Genomic DNA, 25,035 nt, shown 5'->3' with positions numbered 1-25,035 from the left:
CAGATCAGTCCCGAGAACGCAAATTGTCCACCAGCAGCGTGAAGGCCGAAGAGGCATGGCGCCGGTGCGGATAATAAAGATGGTAGCCCGGCAGATTAGGCGTGAATTTGCCGAGCACCCGCACCAGCCGCCCCGCCTCCAGATCAGGCTGAACCTGATCGAGCGGCAGATAGGCGAGGCCGTGCCCATCCAGCGCGGCGTCCCGGATCAGCGTGATGCTGTTGAGGACCAGTTGACCATCGGCCCGCACCCGCGTTTCCCGTCCGCCCCGCATCAACCGCCAGCCATTCAGCGTGCCGGAAGTCGGCAACCGTAAATTGATCGCGCGATGGTCGATCAGTTGGGCGGGCGACGACGGCATGGCATGGACGCGGAAATAATCCGGCGCACCGACGATGGCCATGGGGATATCCGGCCCGATCCGCACCGCGATCATATCTCTGGCGATCTCCCCTCCCAGCCGGACCCCGGCGTCGAACCGGTCGGCCACGACATCGGCAAGGCCATAGTCGATGGTGATTTCCACCTTGATGTCGGGATTGTCGGGCAGCATGGCCTTCATCGCCGGGACGAGGATGGTTTTCGCCGCATGTTCGACCGTGGTGATGCGGATCGTACCCGCCGGCCGGTCGCGCAATTCCCCCAGCGAAGCGATCGCCGAATCCAGATCGTGCAGCATCGGCCCCAAGGTTGCCAGCAGTCGTTCGCCCGCGTCCGTCGGCGCCACGCTGCGTGTCGTGCGCGACAGCAGGCGCAGCCCCAGCCTTTCCTCTATCCGCCGCACGATCTGGCTCAGCGCCGACTGCGCCATACCCAGACGCGCCGCCGCCTTGGTGAAGCTGCGTTCCTCCGCAACCACGACAAAGGCCGCCAGATCAGCGATTTCATCCCGCCGCATTTATCACCTCATTGATAGGGCCAAACAGGATTCTCCGGCTAATCGAAATAATCTTACCGCCCTACATTGCCTTCATCAACGCAAAGGAGTGCGCAAAATGGGCAAGATCAGCTTCGCCAATTCGAACAATGCCACGATCAGCATGTCCGCCATCATCCACTACCCCGAAGGTTTTGAAGAAAGCGGCCGCTATCCCGCGATCGTGGTGTCACATCCGGGCGGCGGCGTGAAGGAACAGACCGCGGGCACCTATGCCCGCAAGCTCGCCGAACAGGGCTTCATCGCCATCGCCTATGATGCCTCCTATCAGGGTGAGAGCGGCGGTGCCCCGCGCCAGCTTGAAAATCCCCATATCCGCACCGAGGATGTCAGCGCGGTGATCGACTATCTTACGACCCTCCCCTATGTGGACCAGGGCCGGATAGGCGCGATGGGTATCTGCGCCGGGGCGGGCTATACCGCCAATGCCGCGATCCAGGACCGCCGGATTAAGGCGATCGGCACTGTCAGCGCCGTCAACATCGGATCGATGTTTCGCAACGGCTGGGAAAACAACGTCAAATCGATCGACGCCCTACCCTACATCGTGGCCGGGTCGGACGCCCGGACATCCGACGCGAACGGGGTCGACATCGCCACCATGCCGCTCGCCCCGCTGAAGGAGGAGGACGCCCCCAACGAGGAACTGCGCCAGGCCTGGGAATATTATCACACACCCGCGCCGCCTGTCCGACCGCGCCCGGCTTCGCGACGCTGCGCAGCCTGAACCAGGTCATCACCTATGACGCCTATCACATGGCCGACATCTATCTGACCCAGCCCGTCCAGATCGTCGCAGGCAGTGTCGCGGGCAGCAAATGGATGAGCGACGACCTGTTCGACCGCGCCGCCAGCACCGACAAGGCATTCCATGTCGTCGAGGGCGCCAATCATATGGACCTCTATGACGGTCAGGCCTTCGTCGATGAGGCGGTGTCGGTCCTCGTGCCCTTCTTTCGGGCAAGGCTGAACGTCGCGGAAACCGTCCCGGCCGAGTGACCGGGGAAAGGAAGGAAATTCCCATGCAATCCATACAGATCCAGAATGCCGACATGGCCTGGCCTATCGCGGCGACTATTCAATATCCGCCGGACTTTGACGAGACGCGAACATATCCGCTGATCGTCAGCATCCACCCCTTCGGCAGTTGCAAGGAGCAGACCTCCGGCGCGATCTATGGCAAGGCGCTGGCGGAGCAGGGCTTTGTCGTCATCGCCTATGACGCCAGCTTTCAGGGAGAATCGGGCGGCAGCCCACGCTGGATCGAGGATCCGACCCAGCGGGTCGAGGATGTCAGCCGCGTGATCGACCATGCCGTGACGCTGCCCTATGTCGATGAAGACCGGATCGGGGTGATCGGCATTTGCGGCGGCGGCGGTTACGCGATCAATGCAACCCTCACCGAAAAGCGGATAAAGGCGGTGGTCAGCGTCACCGGCGTCAATGTCGGCCGGCTGTTCCGTGAAGGTTTCAGCCAATATGATCCGCTCGGCGCACTGGGCGCCATGGCGGCGCAACGCACGAAGGAAGCGCGCGGCGGCGATCTCCAGGTCAATGAACTGCTGCCCGCCAGCCCGGCCGTCGCGACGCAGAACGGCCTCACCGAACGGGATGTTTTCGAAGCGACCGATTACTACAAGACACCGCGCGGCCAACAGCCCGGCGGAGCGACCCGGATGCTGTTTTCCCATGCACAGAAGACACTGGCATGGGACGCCTTCGCCTTTGCCGAAACCTTGCTGACGCAGCCGGTGATGGTGGTGATCGGCCAGAAAGTCGGCGCGTTCGGCGCGTTCCGCGACGGCATGGAAATCTATGGCCGAGCCACCGCGTCGAAAGACCGCCAACTAGTTTCGCTGGAAGGTTGGTCGCACTACGACCTTTACGACAAACCTGAACCGGTCGGCCGCGCACTCGAAAAGGCCGTTCCCTTTTTCCGGCACCATCTGCGCGAATAAGCCGCCGACAGGAGCTTGATCCACCGGGTCATGCCCCCGCCCTTGTCTACATACGCATCGACAGGCTGACGCCATAAGTGGCCGGCGTCCCGGCGAAGCGGGCCACGGCGTCCGACGATGTCACGGCATTATTCCAATAGTAAGTGTTGAAGATATTTTTGGCGAAGACCATGAGACGCCAAGCATCGTCCGGTCCGGCGATGCCCACGCGGGCGTCCACAAGGATATAGTTGTCAATGCCTTGCAGCATCTTGTTCGTCGGGACGGCATTGGCGGCGTTGGTGTCGCCGCCCACGACCGCGATCGTGTTCGAACGCAGGTTCATGCTTCCGCCGACAAACGCATTCAGGCTGCCGGTGATCGGGAATTCATAGTCGAGATTCGATGACAATTGATATTTCGGTGCGAACGGCATCCGCGTGTCCGCGAAATCGGCGGGCAGGCCACCGCCGCTGATACCCTGGAATGTCTTTATCTTGGCGTCCAGCCAGGTGAAGCCGGTGGCCAGCGTCAATCCTTCGACCGGCCGCATAGTGGTTTCCAGCTCGAAACCCTTGATCGTGGATCTGGGTACATTGACCAGCGCATCCTGAATACCGAAGAAGGACTGAACCTTCGACCGCAACTGCTTGTCGCGATAGTCATAATAGAAGCCGGCGGCGTTGACCTGTAACGATCCACCCAGCAGCGAGGCCTTCACCCCGCTTTCATAGGCCGTCACCGATTCCTGGCTGACTGCGCGATACTGGACGAAGCTGGTCGCCGATACGGCGGGGAAGCTGCCCGCCTTGTAGCCCCGACTGACATTGGCGTAGAGTAGCAGACCGGGGCGCGGCTTATAGTCGAGGCCCGCGGTCCAGGAGATATTATCCTCGCTCAATCTGTCCCTATATTCGCCGGGCGCACCGGGCGCGACGCCGTTGATCGTGCGACCGAGATCATTGCCCGCGAAGCAGTCGCCCGTCCGGAACGGCCCCGCCGCGCCGCCATAGACGATATCGAACAGAAAGGCCCCTGTCCCCCTGGCGTCATCGGTCAGGTCGGTGTTGCAGATGGTGGCCGTGCTCTTCGCCCGCGTATAGCGGGCGCCCGCCTTGAAGGTCAGCCCGTCGGCCAGATCATATTCGCCATTGGCGAAGACGGCGTAGCTGCGCAGCTTCTGGAAATTGCTGTAGTGGGCGCGGGTCAGGTCATAGCCATAGAAGGTTTTCACCGTCTCGTTGACCGAAGTATAGCGATAATCGAAATCGGCCGCCTGATCGACCTTGCTGTCCGCATAATTGGCGCCCACCACCCATCGGAAAGGCCTGGCCCCACCATTGCTGAGCCGCAGTTCCTGGAAGACGCTGCGGATCGAACCGTCGCTGATGAGGTCGTTCACCGTATAGGGCAGGCCGTCGCGGTCGGCCCCCTGCCGCTGGTTGAACCGCAGGTAGGAGGTCAGCGAGGTCAGCGTGATCGCGTCGCTGAGGTCGATGTCCCCACGCAGCGAGACCTGCCAGAAATCGCTGTCGCCAAAGGGCTCGAAACCCGCGACCGGCCCGCCCCAGTCGGCGGCGCGCGGCTTTTCCGGGGAAAAGGGGATAGTGGGAATGATCGGATTGGCGACCGGATTCTGCTGGACATAGCCGATATATTGCGGCGCGGCGGTGTCGCTCTTGTCCTTCCAGCCATTGACATTAAGGCTGAACCGCGCGGTCGGTGCCGCCTCCCAGTCGAGCAGCAGGCGGCCCATGAGATTGCGGACCTTGCCATTGCGGTCGTCGGGGCGCGAATTGCTGATCTGCCAGCCGTCCATGCGCTCGATGCGTGCGGCCACGCGGGCTTTCAGCGCGCCGGACAGCGGACCGCTGACATAGGCTTCGCCATTGACCTCGTTGAAGCGACCATAGGAAATATTGAAGCCGGCCGACAGATCGTCGGTGGGCTTGGCGGCGATGAAGTTGATCGCACCGCCGGTCGAATTCTGGCCGAACAATGTGCCTTGGGGACCTTTTAGGACTTCCACCCGCTCCAGATCATAAGCCGAATGGATCGCCAGCGCGCCGAAGGGCAGCGGCGCTTCGTCGACATAGACCGATACGGTCGGGTAGGCGGCCAGCGAGGATTCGATGAAGCCGACGCCGCGCAGGGTCAGGATCGGCGTGCCATTTTCCGAATTGGCGAAAGACAGGCCCGGCACCGCCTGGGCGATGTCGGCAAGGTCGCTGATTTGCTGCCGTGCGAGCGCTTCGCCACCCAGCACCGCAACTGTCGCGCCGACATCGGACAGCTTCTGCTCGCGCTTGTTGGCGGTGACGATGATCTCGGGTCCAACGTCATTGGCGCCGGGCGCATCCACCTGCGCATAGCTGGGCGACGCCAACATTGCTGTGCCGATCAGCAGAAATCTTCTAGGGTACATGACGTTCCTCCCATTTTAGGGGCCTTTGTGGCCCTTATCTGCTCAGTAAAGCGTGTAACCGCCGTCCACCGGCATGACGACGCCGGTGACGAAGGACGGGTCGTCCGACAGCAGCCACATGGCGGCGCGCGCCTGTTCGATCGGCTCGCAGGCACGGCGCAGGGCGTGAGCCGCCTCCAGTTTCGCGACATAGCCCGGATTGGCCTCCACATAGTCGAGGTAGAGCGGCGTACGCGTGGCCGATGGCGCAATGGCGTTTACGCGTATGCCATGCTGGCCATATTCGGCGGCGGCAGCGCGGGTCAGGCCGGTAATCGCATGTTTGGATGCCGAATAGGCAGCAAGTTGCGTGTCGTAGATGAAGGCGCTGACCGAAGACGTGTTGACGATCGCGCCCCCACCCGCCCGCAACATCGCCTGAATTTCATATTTCATGCACAGGAAGGTGCCAAACAGGTTGACGCCGAAAACCCGCTGCATCTCTTCCAGCGCCATGTCCGCGAGCAGACCTGGGGCGTTGGCGATACCCGCATTGTTGAAGGCCCCGTCCAGTCTGCCATAAGCGTGCTCGGCCCGATCCACCATGGCGCGGACATCGCTTTCCTGCGCGATATTTGTGCGGATGAACTGCACCTTCCGCCCCGATGCCGTCAACTCGGCCGCCAGCGCCTCGCCGCGCTCCGCATCAAGGTCAGCGGACGTCACCAGTGCGCCATGTCCCGCGAACAGGCGCACCGCAGCTTCACCGATGCCACTCGCGCCCCCGGTCACGATGATCGACCGCCCTTCCATGCCTGCCATATTCCCCTCGCGTTATTTGAGATCGCTGCCTTCTTGTGGGTGGCTATCATCGCGGCATCCGCTGTGCTGCCCCCAACATTAGGGACAGCGGCGATCGCCATCTTGAACCGCACGGAGTATCGGCGCTGTGCCATCAGAGCCGATGGCGCGATTTCTCGAAACAAGGAGGATGCTCTCATAATCCGGTTCTGACATTCGATACGGCTTGAGCCATGTCGCGCACGAATGTCAGTATCTGTTTTATGATCTGTATAGATATTTGATTCTATTGGATTTTGTGATTTTTACATATGCAGTCCCATCCCAACCTCCAGGGGATGCAAATGCCAAAATCGATCCACTAGCTGTAAGTCGCAGCACGCCATCCGACGTGCAGTGACGATCAATGCTTCCGCTGGTCGCAGAGCAAATGACAGGCGTTGGAAAATTGCGCTAAATACCAGCTCACCAGATCGCGCATGCCGCCCATTCGGAAGCGTTGGTAGAAACGCTTCTTGTAGGTTAACGCAGTTTCATAAGAAATGGCGAGATCGAGCGCCGCTCCCTCGCAAGTCAGGCCATAGAGCATACGGGCAATCACCTGCGCTTCTCGTCTGGGAATATTATGCCCGGACAATGCAATACATTGTTCGATGAGTTTGAGAGACGTCAAGGCCGACGACACAATGCTCCGTTCATCCAGCAACGCATAATGGCGGGCAAGCAGCGGGAAGGCGATTTCACCGATCATACCGACCCTTGAACGTTCCTCGTCGCTGAAAGCCCCCCGCGCCTGGGTTCGCACGATGCTGAGACCAAGATGCCCACCACCGCCCTTTCCGTAGACAACCACCCGCTCCCTTATGCCCTTGTCGTCATAGAAATGCTTGAGTTCCTCGGTTTCCGGTCGATCGATACTGAGTTGGGTAAGGATCGGATCATTATCATTCCATCGGCTGCCGGCATCGAGGGTGGGATCGAACTGCCACATGCGGCGCTCCAGATAATGGGAGCTGTGTTCCTGCGCCCTCGCGCTGCCATCCTCCGTGATCGACATCAGCATCTGCGGCCGGCCTGAAGGAAAATGACAGATATGAACAAATTCCGACTGAAACATCTGCATTAACTGCCGCGCCAGTTCGGACTCGAAAGTCGGAGCGCCGACCGCCCCGATCAGACCGCCCATGCCGTTGCACCGGGTCGACATGCCGAATGGAGGCGGATTGGCTCCTGCCGCGCTCTTGCCTGGGTACATCTCCAGCACCCTCCCCTCGTTCCTTATATGTATGGCGGCGATTGCTGCGCCAGAACACTTATCGTGATTCGAATGCAGAACATGATCCGGGCAGACAACAAAATCAAGCGATCGTTAGAATTTTTGCCATCCCGGCATCGCAAACAAGAATGGCGAAACAGGGGCAAATCTGCCGGATCGTTTTGACCATTTTTCCCGGGATGTCATCCTGCGCGCTATTCTGCCTGACATGAAAGCCGCGCGCTCCTTCCCGAAGAAGGAGACACGCGGATCGGCGGGATGGAAGCTCCTATTTGGGGAAATTAACCTGCGCCTCGACCCGGCCATCGGCCTTCTTGATCAGCCACTTACCGTTAATCTTGACATAATCTTCGACCAGCCGTTCGAAACCCAGGCCGGTCTGGCCACCAATGGCGCCATAGCCGTTGATAAACCACAAGGCCCGCGCCCGATCGGCGGTCACGGTTTCGAATTGCGCCATGGTGCAGATGTGGATCGACTGCCCCTGCAAAAGCTGTTTGACGAAATCGATGAACTTATCCGCCCCAACAAGCTGCGCCGGCGGGCGCATGTTGGGCCCGTCAGGACCTTCGGTCTGCGCGAAATAAAGTTCGAAATCATCCGCCATCGTGGCGCGCAGCGCGTCCCAGTTGCGATTGTCGAGGGACCGGCAGAAGGTCAGACGAAGATCCTTCATCTCCTCGATCGCCAAGATGCGGTCGAGCCCCTTGAGTTCCGTGGCGGCGGCTCCCTGCGGCGCGAGCGACTTGGCCTCCACCGGGGCGATGCCGCCCACCGCTGTCATGACGGTCAGAGCGACAATGACGGCGCTCCCAATAGTTTTCCGGATTTTCATCTTCTCTTCTCCCATAGTTGTTCTTTGAGGGCGTTTTTTTCATCGGTGCCCGATTAGAAGATGATCCTGCGCCGACTGCGCGCGATCGCATCGGAACATCATCAGAAATTATAGGAAAGCGACCCACCGAAAACGCGCGGCGGCGCCCATATCGCGTAAGTGCCCAGCGGCCCGCCCTGATATTGCTGCGGGCGGTCGTGGTTGGTGAGGTTCGTCACGAACAATTCGCCGCGCCAATGCGTGTCGGCGGTGGTGTAGGATATATTCGCGCCCACTTCGGCATAGGTGCCGACGGGGAAACCAAGGTTCGCAACGTTGTAATTCTTGGTCGCGGCGTTCACATTGGCCGAAAGCTGGACAATGCCCGAACCCACGTCGATGTCGTAGCTCGTGGCGAAATTTCCCGACCATTTGGGAGAACGCGGCATCCGCGTTCCGTCCGCCGAGACATTGACCGTCGTCCAGGTACCGGGCAGGTCCGGGCTGGGAACAAATTTCGGTGCATCGGCGAAACGGACGAACTTCGCATTGAGATAGGCCACGCCCATACTGATCGACCATTCCGGCGTCGGGCGGAAGCTGCCCTCCAGTTCCGCGCCAAAGCTGCGCGCCTCGTCGGCATTGACGGAATTGGTCCGGGCCGGATTGTTCGCATCCACGGCCGTAACCTGCACATTCCTATAGTCATAGTAGAATGCCGCCGAAGTAATGCTGAAGCGATGAGAACTGTGCTTGAATCCCACTTCATAGGCGTCCAGATGTTCAGGATCGATCAGGACTGGCGCCGCGCCGGAATAGGTTCCCGTCTTATAGCCGCGCGAATAAGAGGCATAGACATTGCTGCCTGCATCGATCTGATAGCGGACGACCGCACGTGGCGTGAAGCTGTTCCAGCGCTTGTGATCCGGCAGATTCAGGTCCGGAATGTCCGGAATGTCCTCGATGGGGATGGCCAGGCCTGTAACGCTGTTGACCAGCGAATAATCCTTGCGCTCGGTGCTGTAGCGACCGCCGGCGGTCAGGAATAGATTTGGCGCCACTTCATAGGTCATGTCGAGAAAGGCTGCGGCAGTTTCCGCCTTGATATGCTGGAAATTACCGCCCGTCGAAGGCTGCCCAAAGAAGACGGCCCGGCCGTTGTCGGCATCCCAGACCTTGCCCCAGTAATAATAAAGACCAGCCACGTAATCAAGTTTGCCGATCTTACCATTAAGCGTCATCTCGTCGGAAAAGGTCCGGTAGAATACGTCGTTGCCGACATCGAAGAAGGAAAGCTGGGAAAGGTCCGCGTCGGCCAGAAACCTGTTCTTATCAGCGCGATAGCTGGTCACGTTCTTCAGCGTCAGTTCGTCACTCATCTCCCAGTTCAGAATAGCCGCGCCGGAATCACCGACATTCCGGTTTATGGGCTCGCTGTTGGCGGAGGTCTGCCAGGGCTTCGTCGCGATGATCGGCTTTTCCAGACCGAAAAGAGCGGCCAGCGCCGTCATGCCTTCAAATCCGTCCGGGTTGTTCAATCCCAGTGCAGTGGTGTCGAACGCATAGCTGTGCTCATAAATCAGGCGGACGCTAAGCCCCTCATTGTTCGTGAGCAGGATGTCCGGGCGGATGTTGAACATCTTGGCGCGCGCATCATCGTCCGCACCGGTCACGATATTCTTCGTATAACCATCCGACTTGCGATAGCTGACCGACAGGCCGGCTCGAATATTGTCGGTGATGGGACCGGACAGATAGCCCTGCACCCGCAGGTCTTCATATTTGGCATAGCCGATCTTGAAGCGACCGGTCAGCGTTCCCGAAGGTTCGGACGTGGTGATCAGGATCGCGCCACCGGTGGAGTTACGACCGAACAAGGTACCCTGCGGTCCTTTGAGCACCTGCATCCCGTTCACGCCGGGCAGATCGAAATTCATGCCGCGCGTGTTGGGCAGGTAAACGCCGTCGACATAGACTGGCACACTCGCGTCCAGAGAACCGCTCAGCAGCAACGTGCCGACACCGCGCAGAGTCGGCATGAAGGTGGGGGCCTGCCCCTCGAAACGCAGGCTGGTGACGGATTTCCCAAGATCGAATACGGAATTGATCTGCTTGACCTGCATCTCTTCCGCGCTGATCGCGTTAACGGAAACCGGCACATCGACCAACCGTTCGGCGCGGCGCTGGGCCGTTACGATGATGTCGCCAAAGTCACTCGTTTTCTGCCCTTCGCTTTGAGCAGGGTCGGCTTGGGCCATGGCGAAATTGGGCAGCATTGTCAGCATGGCGCCGCAAAGCAATGTCGAAATCTTCATCTCTCTCCCCCATTTTTATGCGAGCGAGCAGGCATTACTTGGCCCGTCAGCGCTCTGCTGTCTCATTCTGTATAGAACGGAAGGCGTAGGAGGACGTGTCCCCAACATTGGGGGCCATTACAGGCTCGATCTGTGCCAGACCTTATCTGCTTCAATGATCGGAACGCGGCGAATGTATTAGGGTGGGATTTGAGCCTTTAGCGCTGCGCCCGCTTGGGACCACGATATTGCATGTCGTTAGGGCGTACAGCCGCTCAGCCGCGATAGCGCAAGGCGTCGATCAGCGCGGTGAAGGCCGGTGGATGCTGGCGACGGCTGGGATAATAGAGGTGATAGCCTTCGAAACTCATGCGCCAGTCGGCCAGAACCTCGACAAGTTCCCCCCTGCCTATGTGCACTGAGACATAATCGAGCGGCAGATACGCCAGGCCGAAACCCGCAAGACAGGCCTGACGCACCTGGGATATGCTGGTGAATATCAGCCGTCCTTCGGACGTGACGCCAATGTCCTTACCGGCCTTGCTGAACCGCCATGCCAGCAATTCCCCATGGGTGGGCAGGCGCAGGTTGATGCAGGCATGGTCGGAAAGATCCTGCGGTCGTTTCGGTCGTTTGCGACCCGCGAACCAGGACGGAGCGCCGACGACGCTCATCCCGATATCCGGTCCGATCCGCAGCGCGATCATGTCCTTCGAAACCAGTTGGCCCCGGCGCACGCCTGCATCATGGCGCTCCCGCACGATGTCGGCCCGCCCATAATCGGTCGTCAGTTCGATATTGATCTCGGGAAAGGCGACAAGGAACGCCTCCAGAGCCGGCCACAGGACATTTTCAATCGCATATTCATCGGCCGAAATGCGGATCGTACCCGCCGGACGATCCATCAGAGCGCCAAGCTGGGCGAAACCGAGATCGATCTCCTCCAGCGCAGGCCCGACCCGTGCCAGCAATCGTTCCCCCGCCCCGGTCGGCGAGACATTGCGCGTGGTGCGGTTGAGCAGACGAATGCCGACCCGCTCTTCGAGCGCGCGCACGGTCTGGCTCAGCGCCGACTGCGACACCCCCAGTCGCGCGGCGGCGCGGGTGAAGCTGCCCTCCCTGGCGACGGCGACGAAGGCGTTCAGATCACGGAGATTTTCGGTCTGCATTAATAAGCATTGCTAATGATGGCTTTCGCATAACCCTGTCTAATGTAATTCCCGGCCCGACGCTATCTCTTCATCATCGCAACGAGCGGGAGAAAAGATCATGAAGTCTGTCACATTTTTCAACGGTTCGATCCGAATGGCCGGCAACCTCCATGTGCCCGAAGGATTCGACGAAGCGCGGCGACATCCCGCAATCGTGTGCGTCCATCCGGGCGGCGGCGTGAAGGAACAGACCGCCGGCCTTTACGCGCAGCGGCTTGCACGCGAAGGCTTTGTCGCGCTGGCCTTCGACGCCTCTTTCCAGGGTGAAAGCGGCGGCGAGCCGCGCTTTCTGGAAGACCCCTATGCCCGCGTCGATGATGTGCGTGGCGCTGTCGATTATCTGACCTCGCTGGATTGCATCGATCCCGCGCAGATCGGCGTTCTGGGCGTCTGCGCAGGCGGCGGCTATGCGATCCACGCCGCGATGACCGACCGGCGCATCAAGGCGGTCGGCGCCGTCAGCACCGTCAATATCGGTGCGATGTTCCGCAACGGTTGGACCGGCGCGACCGATCCGGCACAGGCCATTGGCTTGCTCGAAATGGGCGCCACGCAACGAACGATTGAAGCCAATGGCGGCGACGTCGCCTATATCCCCTTCTCACCAACCAGCCTTGATGGCGTGGAAGACCCCGACATGCGCGAAGCCTATGACTATTACCGCACCCCCCGCGCGCAGCATTGCAACACACCTAGTAAGTTCATGACACGTAGCCTGCCGCAACTGGCGAGTTATGACGCCTTTCATTTGGCCGACGTGCTGCTGACCCAGCCATTGCAACTGGTGGCGGGCAGTGACGCAGGTTCGCTCTGGTTCAGCAAGGATATCATGGATAAGGCAGCCAGCCAGAACAAGAGCCTGCACATCATAGATGGAGGCACCCATCTGGCGCTGTACGACAATCCCGATTGCACGGAAGAGGCGGTTTCGCAGTTAGCGCCCTTCTTCAGGGCTCATCTTTAACTGCAGTCCACTTACAGATTGGAAATTTCTGATCTGTAAGTGGACCATCGATCCAGGCTCAGGACCTGATCGTCAGTGGCATTTTCTTCGTGATCAGGAATGGCCTGCGATGGCATGATGCGTCTACTGAGTGTGAGCCGTCAAAGGTGATTTGAAACCGTTTCATCCGCTGGAGCAGGCTCGGCGTGTTCAACAATATCTTCGCAGCGCTCGCGGCGAAGGGCGGGAAGCCAGACCAGTTGATGATCGATGCGACCCATCTGAAGGTGCCATTTTCATCAACCGCTCGGCCGCAAACGCGATCATGTTGCGCAAATTTCAGCGTTCGATGCCTTCTCCACCGGCGAGCGCAAGTGCATCATGGGGTCGGTGATCGTGGTTCCTTCCGTCAGGTTCGAGCTTCGCAACCCAAACCTATCCGAAAATCACGGTGACCACCTCAGACCTCAGCTACACCACTCTCTGGACACGACCTTTTTCTCGACGCCGAGGTCGGCAATTTCACTTTCAATGGCACCCGCAAGCGGGCCAGACTCCTCCAACAGACTTTCCGACAAATGACTTGAAATGAAACCTTGCAGATGCGGCCACGCTTATAGGGGGGGGGCCGCGTCGCAATCTGTTTTATGGCAAAGGATGGGACTTTACGGGCTGTTTGCTTCGGAGCGAAATCAGCGACAATCTGCTTTTGAGACACCCAGGTGACCGTTTTGGGAAGACCTTGGCTGGAACGTTCGCAATAGTCGGCTTCGGGACCAAGAGACATTCTCGCCTGTGAGTGTCCCCATTTGTCGCGGCAGCGACTAACCGTTACAATCCTCAGAAGGCGAGTTTTACCCCGACATTGGCCGAAGCGCGGCGATCATCCTCGCTATAGGTCTGTGAGGCATTGGCAAAAAGCGAGAGAGCCGAACCGACCCGCATTTCCGCGCCGCCGCTCACGTTGCCAACCAGACCGCCACGACGGACGCCGAGCGATAGCAATCCCTGCTCCGATCCGGAGAAGCCTGCCAGCGCCTCGACGCTCCGGCCTTGCAACTGATATTGCACGCCCAATCGCACGAAGGGCCGGAAGCGAGCTTTGGAACCGCGACTGCGCCCGAAGGCGATGCCGCCATCGGCGAACAGGGCATCATGCGTGTCCTTCGCAACGTCGAGCGCCCAGACGCTGCCATTGTCCTCGCGCAGGCCTGTGCGGGTCGTCGCGACATAGGTCAGGCCGATGTCCGGCTGTGCCGCCCAATCGCTGCCCAGCAACGCCTCGTAGGAAAGGGACAGGTCACCGACCCAGTTTTTGAGGCGGAAGCGGCCATGCGCCTTGTCACCATCGGGCGTCAGGCGATCGGTATCGGCATCGATCTGGTGATAGGCCAGCGTCGCGTCGAACCGCAGCGCGCCCATCGCATAGCTGCCAGCGACACCGGCGAACCAGCCATCGGCGTCGGTCTGCGATCCCAGGTGGCGCAGCGTCTGGCGCGAGTCCAGATAGCCGCCAAAGCCTGCGATCGACCAGCGGTCCGTGCCGATACCCAGCCCACCGAGCAGGCCGTAGCTGCGCGAACGGCTGGCCGACTGACCGGCCTGGTCGTCGGCCGCGATCCGGCCCAGGCCGCCCAGATATTGGCCGATGCTGAACGCCCGCGGTGCATCGTCACCCGACAACCGGGCAATGCTGCGCGCGGCATTGGCAATCGTCAGGCCATTCTCCATGCCCATCTGGGTCGCGGAGGCATAGGGTTCGGCGGTCAGGCGCGCGAAAGCGGCGCTGTTCGATGCACCCGATGCACTCGCCAGTACGGGCAGCGTGTCTATCAGGCCGTCGCTAGCCGTGCCTGCGCTGATCACGGCGTTGGTGTAATCGATGGCGCGCCGGACCTGCGGCGTGAAGCTGCCATTATTGAGGAACTGGCCCAGCAGGCGGATGCGCTTGTCGTCCTGAACGATAAAGCCGAACAGGCTGTCGGGTTTCACGATACTGGTATAGCTGCCCGATATGCCGCCATTGGCGATGATGAGGTCCAGCGTGGTGCCGGGCTTCACCTGCTGATCGGCGGTCAGGACGAGGCCAGCGCCCTGCGCGATCGTCAGCGTGCCGGAAATCAGCAACTGATCGGATAGGGTCGGGCTGATCTCCATAAGCGTGGTCGATCCACCCGCCAGGGCGACATTGCCGATCACGGTCATCGTGCCGGGCGATGCGCCGGGGCTGAGCGTCCCCGCGACATTGACATTGCCGATCACATGGCCGGCCGATCCGAAGGTCGCCCCCTGACGCACCACAAGGCCGCCCGCGCGGATGGTGGAGCCCGCACGCCCCACCAGACGCCCGCTCGTCAGGTCGATCACGCCGAAATCGGCGTCAGCCGAAACGGTCGCATAGCCACCACTCATATCCAGCCCGGCGATATTGCTGACCGCCGCAAAGCGGACCGGTGCAGCCGCGCTGCCGGCGTTGAGCAGGATGCGATTGCTGCCCGCGCCGCCATCGATCGATCCTGCGAACAGGCCGTTGATGATGAAACGATTGTCGGCGCTGCCGAAGGTCAGGCTGTTCGTGGTCAGCGATGCATCGCTCGCCAGCGTCAGGTCGCCTGCCACATTCAGGCTCTGCAAGGTGAAGCCATTGGTCAGGGTCAGCATCGCGGCCCCCTGCGCCGTGACCGCTTCGAAGCCGAGCAGGTTGTTGGCGTCCAAGGTGCGGGCGTTGGCCATCCCCAGGATCAGGCCGTCATTGCCAGCGCCGCCCGACAGAGTTCCCTGCCACAGCGCGCCATCGGCGAGGGTTACGATATCATCGCCGCCGGCCATGTCGATCTGGCCCGACAAGCGACCACCCGCCGCGATGTCGAGCCGTTCACCGACATCGCCGAAACGCAGCACGCCGTCGGCGCCGCCAAGCTGACCCGTCACAACGAGGGTGCCGCCCGCCAGCGACACACTTTCAAAAGCGGTTACGGCACCGGTCAGCGTGACCGGACCCTGCGCAGAGAAGGCCAGGCTGTCATCGCCCGCGCCGCCATCATAGCGGCCCGCCGCGCGCGTCAGATCGAAGATCAGCGCGTCATTGCCACCGCCCAGCAGCACGTTGCTGGCATCGCCGGTCAGGCGCAATTGTTCTTGCGCGGCGCTGCCCAGGATCTGGCCGACAAACGCACCGTTGGTGGTGAGGTTGAGGTTTGTGCCGAGAAGGCTAATCAGGTCATAGCCCTGATCCAGCGCCAGAGTCAGCGTACCCTGGCCCTCGACCGAGAGCTGCTCGAATCCGGTATGGGCGCCGATGCCGCTGCGGTCGCCCGCCATGATCACGCGATAGAGATCGGTCCCGGTGCCGCCATCTATCAGCCCGGCCACGCTGCTGCCCGCCTGTTCGGTGAAGCTGTCATTGCCCGCGCCCATGTCGACCGGCCCCCCGATGCCACCCCCGTTGACGATGCTGTCATCGCCCCCGGCCAGCGCAATGCCCCCACCGATCGTGCCCGCGTTCTGCACGCTGTCATTGCCTGCTCCGCCAGTAACGGTGGTCCCGCCGACGCTGCTTAGCGTCTCGCCCGCTGCCACGATGATGGTGCCGCCGTCCAGGCCGATCGTGTCAAAGCCAAAGTCGCCCGAATAGCTGACATTGCCCTCGCCGATCTGGAAGAAGCGCTCGAAATTGACGAAATGATCGGCATTCACCGCCCCACCGCCCGTCGCATCGACAATGAAGCTGTCGGTGCCGGCGCCGCCATCGACGGTGCCCTGCAGGATTGCGCTCGCCAGCTGGGTAAAACTGTCGTCGCCGTCGCGCAGGTAGACGTCGCCGATGATCGTCCCGCGATTGACGATTACATCCTCGCCAAAACCAAGGTCGATATCGCCGCGGATGATGCCGCTGTTGGTAAGGCGATCATCATGATTACCAATGCTCTGGATTGCACCGGCCAGACGCGTCGTGCCAAGCAGCAGCGCTAGACCATCGTCCGAATCAAGTACCGTCCCGGTCCGACCGTTGATCTCGCCGCCATTGTCGATGTCGATTGCCAGGCTCGACAGAATGGCGGTCGAGGCATCGCCAAGCGCTTCGATGACGCCGCCTTGCGCATTGGTGACAGTCAGGACCGAGCCAGATATCCCCGATCCGCGGATCGCCGACGCGGGGGCCGTATAGAAATAATCCGGCCAATAGTCGTAGGAAATCAATGAACCGCCGCCATTGGCGCGTAGGGTTCCGCTGTTCGCGATCGTGAAACTGCCGGGCTCCTCGAAAAGGTCAGCCAGACTGATCGCCGATCCCCATTTGGCAGAGGATTCGATCGTCCCACTATTGTCGATATTCACCACGCTTCCCGCACTGGAAAACAGGCTTATGCTGATGCCGTTCTCAATCGCTGTGGAGATCGTACCTGCGTTACGAATGGCAACAGTAGCCGGTCCGTCGGCGTTGAAATAGCCTTCAACGCGACCCGCGATCATTCCAGCATTGTTGAAGGTGATTTCGCGTAATTGGTCGCTATCTAAACTCACGGCAAGGCCGTACTGCTGGTTGCCGCTGATCATTCCTTCATTGCTGAATGAAAGTGTATCGATATTTGTGATCGACACTCCAGCATAATCGGCGTTATTTTTGCCGATCACCGCGCTGTTAGTAAAGGTGCGCGCAGCACCGTAAAATGCAGAGATATCCGCTTCATTCGAGAAACTCGCTAAAGGTTCCAATTCCAGTTCGAAAGGATAAGCATAGACCCGACTAGCTATGACACCCCCAGATTGCGCCCGATTAACGATGTGGCCGTCGCCACCAATCGCAAAACCATTAGCGACGGGTTCAGCTGATTCCAGCGTCAGAACTGTATCAGGACCCTCCGCGCGTACCAACTGGGCTTCAAAATTCACCCCTGATACCGCCCCAAGGGTTACAGTCCCGCTGCTTACAAACGTCTGACCGAAAACGTCAAATCCCTCGCCCCCGTCGATAATACCCGAAACGCCTATGTCCGTTCCGTTGGAGAGGAAGATATCGTTTGCCGACCCAAACAGCAGATCCCCATTCAGCATACCGCCGTCGGAAATGTAGAGGCTGCTGGCATAGCTGCTACCGTAAGTACGGTAGGCCATATTCACAGTGCCCGTGATGATGCCCGCATTTCGGATCGACGCGCCACTACTGACGCGTATCGCGCCGTCCTTACCCTCGATCGTGCCATCGACGTCGTTGACAAGAATCAGCGATCCATCGCCCGCAATCGCGATCCCGTTTTTACTGCGCAACACGCCGTTGTTGATAATGTTAGTGGAATTGAAATCGGCAACCACAGCGCGACCATTCATGCTGATCGTACCGTTGTTGGTCAAATATGATGCGACAACCCCAACAGATGTCGTTCCGCTTTCAAATTCCGTGACCAGGCCGTTATTATAGACATGTCCTGCGCCGCTGATAGCCGCTGCTCCATCGACAAGGATGACGCCATTATTCGTGACCTCACGCCCTCGACTGATTGCGGCCACATAGCTGTAGGGAGAGATTGCAAAATTCTGGAAGGTCAGGGTGCCGTCGTTGATGAAGCTGTTTTCATAGCCCAGCACGACCATCGCGCCGTAGGAAGGATAGTTGCCGGTTGCACTTCGTATAGCCGTCAGCGCACCCTTGCTTCTGACCAACAGTGCCGAATTATTGTAATTTTCGCCCGGCAGCCTAATGCCATCAACGATGTTGAGCAATCCATCTTCCGCGAAATTAAAGTTCGCAGCCAGCTCGACTGTGCCTTGACCAGCCAAAACGAGACTGTCGCTTTGTGTTGCAGGCGCACTGAGGAAGAGGGTCGCATCCTGCGCGACCTCATAGCTGATCGCACCGAAGCCGGCGAGGCGACCGAGAGTCGCACTGGCGTCGGTTGCGGCCATGTAACGAAGGCTTGCGCCATTCCCATGGACGGTGCCGTTGAAACCATCGAACATAGCGCCGCTCGAAACCGGCAGAGACACTGCGAGCGTGTCACTACTGCCCAGGATGAGGTCGCCATTGAGTATGCCACCCCGCAGCGCGATGTAGCTGTTACCATAGCCATAAATAGAATTGCTGGCGAGATTGACGGTTCCGTTGATCGTACCCGCATTGGCAATCGTGCTGTCATAGACTGAATAGTTGGAATTTTGCGGACCAATCGCCAAATTCCCGCCTGAAATAACCCCGTCCGCTTCGTTCAACAGCCCGCCGCCGGTCATCGCCACCGCAATGTGGGGAGAGGAGATGGTGCCGCTATTCTTGAGGCTGCCGTTAAGCAAGACGCCTACAGCGGCGCCATCAATCAGTCCTTTATTGATAAGGGGCAGACCATAATAGGTATCGATGTGCAGGGCGATATCGCTGGTCGAACGGATCATCCCAGAATTCACCATGCTACCCGATCCGAAGTAGACGGTCCGTTTGGTCGACGTTATATCGCCTTCATTGGTGAATTTAATCGAATAGAGCCCCAGCGCATTGCCTTGGACATTGATCGATCCACTATTGTCGAACGTCATCTGCGCAAACGACAGGGCCGTCATATAGGGGTCCGCGTTTGCGGCGTTAATGATGCCTTCGTTTCGGAAGGTCAGGCCATAGCCATAAGAGTCGCCCGCCCAGATTGTGGCGTTCGGCTCCGTCAGCATAATCCTGGTCTGGTTCCTGATAGTTCCATTGCCGGTCAGAAACAGCGGAGCATTCGCGACGAAACCATCGACTAGCGCGACATTTGCCGTGTTCAGCGCTGTGATGCGGACTTGTTCGAAGCCAGGAAGCGCGATGCGCTGATTGATGGTGCTGTCGGCTTCAAACCGCACATCAATCGTGTCATTCCCTTCGCCGCCATCGACACGCCCGCTGACGCCGGTGCGCAAACCCGCAACCGGATCAAACGTCGCAATGAGCAGGTCATGACCACCCCCCAGCAGCAGATCGCCGTTGATGGTGCCGAAGCGGGAATCGACGGTGCTCGTTGGCGAATAATAGGGAGATGAGAAAGCCTGCGTGATGACGTTGCCCTCAATCACACCCGCATTGGTCAATTGCAGACTGCCGGTAGCGCCAGTCGCGATAATGTCGCCTTTGATAATGCCGTCGGCCTGGTTATCGACAGAATAATAATAGCCCCGGATCGCGGTGCCGCCGCTGTCGTTGGCGATTGTTCCGGTGTTGACCACAACAGCCCCGGCACCGAGGTTGTCGATCGTCGCATTCGCGCTATCGGAGCGGATAATGCTGTTATTTTTCAGGTCTGCCTTCGGGCCGTAACCATCGCCAATCCTGCCGTCGATGGCACTCCATACCCCGCCATCAATTAGCCCGTCATTGCTCAGTTGGGTCAGCTTTCCGCTGATCGCACCCATGACCCCATCGTGGCGATTGACCAGACCGATATAGGCGTAAGCGGTGTCCGCGGTGTCATCCCGAATGGCATAGCCATCGGCGCCGGTGATCGATCCACTATTATCCACGTTCAGAGTCATGGAGGCGTAGGCATTGTCCGGCCCGTTTGACAGAAGAATGCCTGTGCTGCCGTCGATGCGACCGCCGGATCCCACCACGACACCCAAATAGTCGGAGGCATAAGCGGGGCTTGCAGCATCAAACCGGACGCCGACATGTCCTATGCCCTCGACATGACCGTCGATATTCAGGAGCACTGTGCTGGAGTAGACACCACTGTGCGCGCGCTGGACCAAAATGGCATCGCTGCCGGACGAAGAGATACGCGCACCGCTAGATAGCGAGACGCTCGTATTCTCGGATGTGATGACAATACCATCATTGTCGGTGCCATCGCAAATGGTCGTCCCACCTGTGATCGGCGGATCGGGCTGGCATTGAGCTATTGCAACGTCAGCGAGCATTGCTGACAAGACAAGAAGGCTAACGCCGCCGGCACGGCGCAGCTTGTCTGAAAATTGCATGTAAATACCCCCCAAACCCCATATAACGCCGCTATGGCAAAGTCCTGAAGCACTTGTCTAGTTATTTGGTCCCCGCATTTAAGCCGTCTCGGATCTATCGGAGGTTGTAACTATTATGTATTGAAAGTCGCCGACAAGGTGATCCCATGTGAGCCAAGAATCGAACGGGAGCAAACGCCTGACAAAAGTGGACCTTCCCCAACCGGGCGTTGAAATTTGGTCCCTGAGTGGCAAGGATCAGCCGCGAGCAGCATGAACAGGACGGTTCGAACCTGTAGCTTGAAAATCGAAGGCTGAGTGATCGAGACGGATTCGCGCCACTGCGAAGAGGCCGGAATTTCGGCCTTTTTTTGCTCAAGCTTGCACCGGTCAGTATCGACGACCAGCAAATCCAGGTAGGACGTCATCTAACCGATGTGATCGGCAAGTGCGGCACAGCATCTCGTCGTCGCATATCGGCTTTACACGCCGTTGCCCCTCAGTTGTCGGACGCGTGCAGGGCCGCGATATAGCCGAAGGTCATGGCGGGGCCGATGCTGCCCCCGCCGCCCGGATAGGCGCCGCGGAAAACGGAATTGGAATCCACGCCGACGGCATATAGCCCCGCTATCGGCGCGCCCGCCGCATCGAGCACGCGCGCCGAGGCATCGGTTTCCAGGCCGTTGATCGTGCTGAACTCGCCCGGCCTGATCTCCACGGCATAAAAGGGGCCGGGTTCCAGCGGACCGAGCGTGGGATCGGGCCGGTGCGCGGGATCGCCCTGTTCGGCGGTATAGCCGTCTTGGCCCTTGTAAAAATCGGGGTCATGCCCTTCGCGCGCGAAGCGATTGAAGCGTTCGACCGTTGCGGCCAGCACCGCCGGCTCCATCGCCAATGCCTCGGCCAAGGCGGGGATCGTCGCCGCAGTCCTGAGATATCCTTTGCGGATATAGGATTGATACGGCAGCGGCGCGGGTTTGACATGGCCCATGCCATAGGTGCGCAGCGCGCCATGGCAACAGATCAGCCAGGCCGACCGAATGGCCTTGCGGATCATCACATTGCCCAAATCCTGATAGGAGGCGCCTTCATTGACGAAACGGCGACCCTGCGGATCGACCAGCACAAAGCCCGGAAATGCGCGATCGCGAAAGATGTGAGGATGGTGAAGGCGCCTGCCGCGCCGATCCGTCATGGTGGACAGCGCCGCCCAGATGGCGTTGGCGATATTGTCCCCGACAATATGCCCGCCCACCTGCTCGCCGGCCCGAAGCCCGTCGCCGCCGTTCGTTTCGGGCTGCAGCGACCAGCCCGCATCCGCAAGCGGCAGGAATGCGCGCCGCATCTTGTCGTCACCGCCATAGCCGCCGGTCGCAAGCACAACGCCGCGCCGGGCGGCGATCAACCGCTCGCCGCCATCGCCCCCTATCGTCACGCCGCGCACCGCATCGCCCTCCCGGTGAAGACGCACCATCGGCGTGGACCGCCAGAGGGTCACGCCCTTGTCCAGCGCGGTCAGCAGCAATGCGCCGATCAACGCATTGCCGCCGACCAGCCTGGTGGGCCGGCCATGACGCAACAGGTCGCGCGCATAGCGGCCGATCTTCCCCGCCATATAGAGGAAGGCGGCACGGTCCCGGAACGCCGCGCTGAACGGCGCAACGTCGGCATAGCCGATCTGCATTCCGCCCAGCATGGTGAGATTGGGCAGGCCGGGACGGATCGCGGGCAGATATTTGCCCAGCCGCCGACCGTCAAATTCGGCCGCGCCGATGCTGCGCCCCCGCGCCGCGCCTTTGCGCCATGGCTCATAATCGAGACTGCGCCAATTATCGAAGCGAACCGCACCATGCGCTTCCATCATGCGGATCATGTCCGGGCCATGGCGCAAGAAGGCGCAGACCTTGTCGGCGTCATAATAATTGCCCATGAGGTCGCGCAGATACTGGTCCGCCTGCTCCGGGCTGTCGGACAGGCCGGCGGGCGCCATGTGCGGATTGTTCGGTATCCAGGCCACCGCGCCCGACTGCGCCGTGGTGCCGCCGAACCGTGCCGCCTTTTCCAGCACCAGCACCGAAAGCCCATGGTGCGCCGCAACGACGGCCGCAGTCAGACCTGCGGCGCCCGAACCCACCACCACCAGATCGAAGGCCTGTTCCTCTTGCATCATCCTGTCCTTGCTCATGGGGATGGCCCGGCGGCTTGGGCCGACATGAAACGCCGCCATCCCCGGCCCGCTTCAATCCCGCGGTGCGCCAGCCCTGACCCAGTCACGCAGCGTGGCGATGGACCGGGCATCGAGCGGGCCGGTCAGGGGCATACGCTCGCCCGATCCGCCAGCCTCGACATGCGTGCCCTCCACCTTGCGGATAAGGTAGCTTTGGTCCGCCCGGCCAGGCATGACGTAGAGCAAGGGGCTTTCCCCGCTCCTTACCGAAACGACCGCACCATAGGCCGCCCCGCTCTCAAGATTGAGCTTGCCCGAAGCGCCCTCAGACTGGTGGCAGGCTACGCAGTTGGCATCGAAGATCGGCTGGATATCCCGGTCGAAATTCGGCCCGGCGGCGGCCACTTGCGCGTTGTCAGCCTTTTGCTCCGCCCGCTGCGAACAGCCGCAGAGCATCAGCAGCATTGAAAGCCCGGTTAAGGACAGCGCGCCCCGCCGCGCGATCGCAAACGCCGTGTCGGTCATCCTGTCGTCCTCAACCCGCTATCGGCAGTTGCACGTCTGCGTCACTTTTCACTCGCTCGCTGGCGGCGTTCATGCCAGCCAGATGCCCATAGGTCATGGCCAGGCCCAGCGTGCATCCGCCGCCCCAATAGCTCTGGCCCGCCGGCGACGAGATGCAATTGCCCGCGCCGTACAGGCCGGGAATGGGGACGTCCGATGTGTCGAGTATCTGCGCCTTTGGATTGATCACCGGCCCGCCATTCGTGTCGAGCACGCCCGATCCCAGGATGATGGCATGATAGGGGCCTTCGGACTGGAAGGGATGCATCGTGGCGCTGGGCGCCTCGCCGGTTTTCCATGCCGTCCCCTCGCGCGGAATCGACGTGTAGCTTTGCCAGTCGCGGTCCCATTGGAAGGCGCCGCGGCTGAACTGCGCATCGACGCCGGTTGCGGCATAGCGGTCGAACGCGGAAAGCGTATCGACCAATCCCGCCGCGAAGCCGCGGTCGAGGCGAACATCGCCCCATGTGCCAGCGTGCCGATCGAGGCGGGCCTGTATCGCCGCCGCCAGGGCGGCAGGACTGTCGCCCTGGATGACATAGGATGCTGCCGCACCGGCCGCGGGCAGCGGGAAATTGCCGGCGAACAGGTCGGCGACGCGCCGGTCATAGATCATGAACAGAAACTGGTTCGGATATTCCTCCCGGTTGGCATCCCATGCGAAATGCACTTTCGAACGATCGTGATAATTATGTTTTTCGTTCACGACCCGCGCGCCATATTTATTGACGATGACCATGCTGTCGCCGGGCGGTTGCCATATGCCCTTGGGGACGCTGGGCTGGTCGAGCGTATGTTCCATGACGACCTGCATCCGCCATGCATTGTTGAGGTTTCCGAGCTTTGCATCGACCGCCTGGGCCATTATGAGGAAATCGCCCTGGCTCGTCGGGACGGAACAGGTGCCGTAGATCGGCGCGGGCTGGAAGTTGCGCATCATCGCCTTGTTATGCGCGAAGCCGCCGGTGCCGAAGATCACAGCCTTGCGCGCTCTCAGCCGTACCATCCGGTCGCCGGAGGTCGCCACTTCCAGCCCCACCACTTCCCCCTGGCCATTGCGCAGGATCGTGCGCGCGCGGTGTTTGAGCAGACAAGGCACCTTGCGGTCGTCCAGCCAGCTTTTAAGCTGACGCACGAGTTCGACGCCAAGGCCATAGTCGCCGTCGGGCTTTTGCGTCATGATCTGGCGACCGAGGGGAACCTTGTTCTCCGGTCCCTCATAATAGTCGGGCAGTTGCAAAATCTGCGTGGTCCTGAGCGCGCCGACCTTTTCCAGAAATTCAAATGTCCCGGACGCATTGTCGTAAAAGGCCTCCATCAACCGATATTCGGGTTCCGGCATGCCGAAGAAGGGCGCGTCGCGCCGGTACATATGCGGCCGCGCGCAGCGGGCCATGTAGCGCAGAGCATCCTCGCGGTCGTCGCTCTTGCCATTGGCGCGCAGGAAGCGGTTGTTGGGCACCCACATGCCGCCCTCCGACTTGGTGGAGGTGCCGCCATGGACCGGCCCTTTTTCCACCAGGATGACCGACGCCCCTTCATTCACTGCCGCGACCGCTGCGGAGAGCGCGGCTGCGCCGCTGCCCACGACCAGTATGTCGGCTTCCTGCGCCCAGGCGACGGCGCCGCCCGGCCCCGTCGCGGCGGCGGCGGCATAGCCCAGCGTCCCACCGACCGCTGCCCCTGCCGCCGCAGAGAAAAATTGCCGTCGCGAAGAAACAGAAGGCGCGGATGTCTGATTAGCTGCCATATCAATTCCCAAAAAAAAGCGCG

The 25,035-nt window shown here is 60.4% G+C and carries 15 protein-coding genes; 4 read left to right on the top strand and 11 right to left on the bottom strand.

From position 1 onward, the window contains the following. Positions 1-4 precede the first annotated feature (4 nt). Positions 5-898, bottom strand: coding sequence for a LysR family transcriptional regulator (locus tag C100_RS25840; protein ID WP_024017899.1), 894 nt, complete (start codon positions 896-898; stop codon positions 5-7). A 97-nt stretch (positions 899-995) separates the two neighbouring features. On the opposite strand from C100_RS25840, the gene C100_RS25835 reads away from it, so the two are divergent. The 3 genes from C100_RS25835 to C100_RS25830 are packed head-to-tail and all read left to right on the top strand — an operon-like array spanning position 996 to position 2,895. Continuing rightward, positions 996-1,664, top strand: a complete 669-nt coding sequence (locus C100_RS25835; protein ID WP_200866528.1) for an alpha/beta hydrolase — start codon at positions 996-998, stop codon at positions 1,662-1,664. A gap of 29 nt (positions 1,665-1,693) precedes the next feature. Next, complete coding sequence (locus C100_RS48915) at positions 1,694-1,936, top strand: alpha/beta hydrolase (protein ID WP_200866527.1); 243 nt, start codon at positions 1,694-1,696, stop codon at positions 1,934-1,936. A 23-nt stretch (positions 1,937-1,959) separates the two neighbouring features. Continuing rightward, positions 1,960-2,895 carry an alpha/beta hydrolase gene (locus C100_RS25830; protein WP_024017898.1) on the top strand — a complete coding sequence of 312 codons (936 nt, stop codon included), beginning with the start codon at positions 1,960-1,962 and terminating at the stop codon, positions 2,893-2,895. A gap of 46 nt (positions 2,896-2,941) precedes the next feature. Here the strand turns inward: C100_RS25830 and C100_RS25825 are convergent, their stop codons facing one another. From C100_RS25825 to C100_RS25800, 6 genes are all read right to left on the bottom strand, one after another. After that, a complete protein-coding gene (locus tag C100_RS25825) occupies positions 2,942-5,299 on the bottom strand; it encodes a TonB-dependent receptor (RefSeq protein WP_031308419.1) in 2,358 nt (785 codons plus the stop codon). A gap of 42 nt (positions 5,300-5,341) precedes the next feature. After that, positions 5,342-6,100 (bottom strand): SDR family NAD(P)-dependent oxidoreductase, encoded by a 759-nt coding sequence (locus C100_RS25820; RefSeq protein ID WP_031308417.1) that lies wholly within the window; start codon positions 6,098-6,100, stop codon positions 5,342-5,344. 382 nt (positions 6,101-6,482) lie between these two features. Continuing rightward, positions 6,483-7,343, bottom strand: coding sequence for a helix-turn-helix transcriptional regulator (locus tag C100_RS25815; RefSeq protein ID WP_161633885.1), 861 nt, complete (start codon positions 7,341-7,343; stop codon positions 6,483-6,485). A 280-nt stretch (positions 7,344-7,623) separates the two neighbouring features. Continuing rightward, positions 7,624-8,190, bottom strand: a complete 567-nt coding sequence (locus C100_RS25810; protein ID WP_161633884.1) for a nuclear transport factor 2 family protein — start codon at positions 8,188-8,190, stop codon at positions 7,624-7,626. A gap of 101 nt (positions 8,191-8,291) precedes the next feature. After that, positions 8,292-10,484 (bottom strand): TonB-dependent receptor, encoded by a 2,193-nt coding sequence (locus C100_RS25805; protein WP_024017893.1) that lies wholly within the window; start codon positions 10,482-10,484, stop codon positions 8,292-8,294. Between the two features lie 254 nt (positions 10,485-10,738). After that, complete coding sequence (locus C100_RS25800) at positions 10,739-11,632, bottom strand: LysR family transcriptional regulator (RefSeq protein ID WP_024017892.1); 894 nt, start codon at positions 11,630-11,632, stop codon at positions 10,739-10,741. A 100-nt stretch (positions 11,633-11,732) separates the two neighbouring features. On the opposite strand from C100_RS25800, the gene C100_RS25795 reads away from it, so the two are divergent. Then, positions 11,733-12,638 (top strand): alpha/beta hydrolase, encoded by a 906-nt coding sequence (locus C100_RS25795; protein WP_024017891.1) that lies wholly within the window; start codon positions 11,733-11,735, stop codon positions 12,636-12,638. An 819-nt stretch (positions 12,639-13,457) separates the two neighbouring features. Here the strand turns inward: C100_RS25795 and C100_RS25790 are convergent. The 4 genes from C100_RS25790 to C100_RS25780 all read right to left on the bottom strand — a co-directional run bounded on the left by C100_RS25790 (position 13,458) and on the right by C100_RS25780 (position 25,012). Further along, a complete protein-coding gene (locus C100_RS25790; protein WP_161633883.1) occupies positions 13,458-20,108 on the bottom strand; it encodes an autotransporter domain-containing protein in 6,651 nt (2,216 codons plus the stop codon). 922 nt (positions 20,109-21,030) lie between these two features. After that, positions 21,031-22,716, bottom strand: coding sequence for an FAD-dependent oxidoreductase (locus C100_RS25785; protein ID WP_161633882.1), 1,686 nt, complete (start codon positions 22,714-22,716; stop codon positions 21,031-21,033). A gap of 54 nt (positions 22,717-22,770) precedes the next feature. Next, the gene (locus C100_RS0123765) at positions 22,771-23,223 is read right to left on the bottom strand and encodes a c-type cytochrome domain-containing protein (protein WP_024017888.1); all 453 of its coding nucleotides are present in this window, start codon (positions 23,221-23,223) and stop codon (positions 22,771-22,773) included. Between the two features lie 10 nt (positions 23,224-23,233). Next, positions 23,234-25,012, bottom strand: coding sequence for an FAD-dependent oxidoreductase (locus tag C100_RS25780; protein ID WP_024017887.1), 1,779 nt, complete (start codon positions 25,010-25,012; stop codon positions 23,234-23,236). Positions 25,013-25,035: the final 23 nt, after the last annotated feature.

The sequence above is a fragment of the Sphingobium sp. C100 genome (assembly GCF_000508185.1).
Taxonomy (GTDB): Bacteria; Pseudomonadota; Alphaproteobacteria; order Sphingomonadales; family Sphingomonadaceae; genus Sphingobium.
This window is presented reverse-complemented; position numbering and strand designations above follow the sequence as displayed.